The organism is Bifidobacterium sp. A11 (genome assembly GCF_000499185.1).
Lineage (GTDB): Bacteria > Actinomycetota > Actinomycetes > Actinomycetales > Bifidobacteriaceae > Bombiscardovia > Bombiscardovia mizhiensis.
Genome location: NZ_AWUO01000027.1, coordinates 1 through 1,845, shown reverse-complemented (window position 1 = coordinate 1,845; position 1,845 = coordinate 1). Strand labels below are relative to the sequence as shown.

General features: G+C 55.1%; 3 protein-coding genes. 2 read left to right on the top strand and 1 reads right to left on the bottom strand.

Annotated elements, in window-relative coordinates; translation table 11 throughout:
• Window positions 1-282: 282 nt before the first annotated feature.
• Together P273_RS10125 and P273_RS0109110 are read left to right on the top strand one after the other, a co-directional pair.
• The gene (locus P273_RS10125; RefSeq protein ID WP_024628120.1) at window positions 283-696 is read left to right on the top strand and encodes a hypothetical protein; all 414 of its coding nucleotides are present in this window, start codon (window positions 283-285) and stop codon (window positions 694-696) included.
• Between the two features lie 22 nt (window positions 697-718).
• A complete protein-coding gene (locus P273_RS0109110; protein WP_015022033.1) occupies window positions 719-1,165 on the top strand; it encodes a hypothetical protein in 447 nt (148 codons plus the stop codon).
• Window positions 1,166-1,300: 135 nt separating this feature from the next.
• Here P273_RS0109110 and P273_RS10110 read toward each other — a convergent pair.
• Window positions 1,301-1,845 (bottom strand): hypothetical protein (locus P273_RS10110; protein ID WP_024628119.1); only part of this gene is annotated, 545 nt, incomplete at its 5' end.

The window sequence follows — 1,845 nt, the reverse complement described above, 5'->3', positions numbered from 1 at the left end:
TATAATGGTGTAACGGTGGTGCTACTGTCACCGTTGATGTAATAACTCAAGAATGATAGTTAGGCCTATCTATCAGTGCAGTATTCCAGTTTTAGCTGGGTTGTCAGAGGTGCCATGGCTGACACCGCTGACTTCGTTATTGGTTATCAAGGATGAATTGACTCAACAAACGGAAAGGGGCTTATGATGAAAGCTCTGAACACTATCAAAAGTAGGTTGCTCGCCAGCGTTGCTGTTCCACTTGCGCTGTCTATGGGAGTCGCCATGGTTCCCAGTTAGGCGATGGCTGCAGAGCCTGTGGATACCGCTTCGACATCTATCGTGAGTCAAGTCACCGATTCGCTGACTCCGAGGGATGTGCTGGAGATAGCGGATACCGCATGGGAAAACGGTGATTATGAAGGTGCTGGCATCCTGACCGAGTATGCATTCTCGATGCATGATGGCACTGCCGGTAATGGCTTCCAATCGAGGAATTGGGCTACGACGATCGCCAAGAAAGCTGTCATTAAGCTTCTGCGCTGGGGAGGTTCCAAGCTTCCTGCCAAGATTGCTCCGTGGGCCGGTCGGATTGCAGACTTCCTGGAAGCCACCGGCGTCTGGACTCATGCCGCTATCGTCTCAGGTTTGATGCAGCTGGGCATCCCTTACGATATTGCTGAATACACGGCGACATGGGTTGATTTGTTCCTCTGATTCATGGAGAGAGGGGTGAGCGATGAGTGACCGTGGACGATCAGACCATGTAACGGTTTCGGATGCGATTACCGGTGTTGGTTTTTTCGGAACTGTGTTGTTGGGTTTTGTCTTTCCTTTTGCGGTCGGCATTGGTGTCACTTATCGCTTGCTCCCTTTCGGTGGCGTTCGTTCCTGGGTGCATGGGTGGCGTGGGGTTTTGGGTACCATCGTTATCTTTCTGTTGTGGTTCTTTGGTACCTACATAACTGATGCGTTGGTGGATGTGTTGTTTAGCATGAGCAGTCACAAGGTCTTGAAGAAGCTTGTTAGCGAAGTTGTGAGTTTTGTGTTTCTCATGGGGTTGATGGCCTTGGCCTTCAGCAGGTGGGAAGCCATGGCGCTCTCATCTTTGATAACTGAGGTTCTCACCATTCTCATCTCCCTACTCGTCATTCATGCCGTTGATGCTGCAGACAAGCATGATTAATCTAAACAACGATCATTCCTAGGGAATGAAGCGGATTCGAGTGCCCCTTTTATGGGGCGGGAGAAACGCATCGGACGCGGAGAGGTCTCCTCCTTGGTTTGGGAGGAGACCTCTTCGGTTTGGTTGTGTGTGGTGTTAGTCGTCGGTGGGGTTGATGTTCTTACTGAGGGCCAGGGCGATGAGCGCTGCGAGGTTGTTGGTTCGGTCGAGGGTGAGGGCTTGGACCATGTATGAGCTGGCTTGGTCGGGGTCGCGGGCGGCCCAGGCCAGGTAGGCTCTGGAGGCGCTGAGGTGTGGGGTGGGGCCGACGGCGGCGGTGAGCTGGTCGAAGAGGTTGTAGGCTCTGTCGGCGCGTTCCTGGTTGACGGGGGTCCGGCCTTCGAAGCAGGTGGTGAGGCTGGTGAAGATGAGTTTGACGGCGGCGGGGTCGTGGGGTTGTTCGGTGATGGTGGTCAGGTCGTCTCGGGTGGTGTCGGGGTTGATGGCGGCGACCAGGAGCGCGTCGCGGTGCGGCAGTGAGGTTTCTATCAGCGCGGCCATGCGGGTGAGCCGGTCGTGTCCTATGGCTTCGGGCTGGTGGGTGCCGTCGAGTATGCGCATGATGCTGTCGAGGGCCTGTCGGCCTGCGGTGAGCATGAGTTGGGGGTCCTGGCTCAGTTGCTTGACGTCGTCCTGGAGGC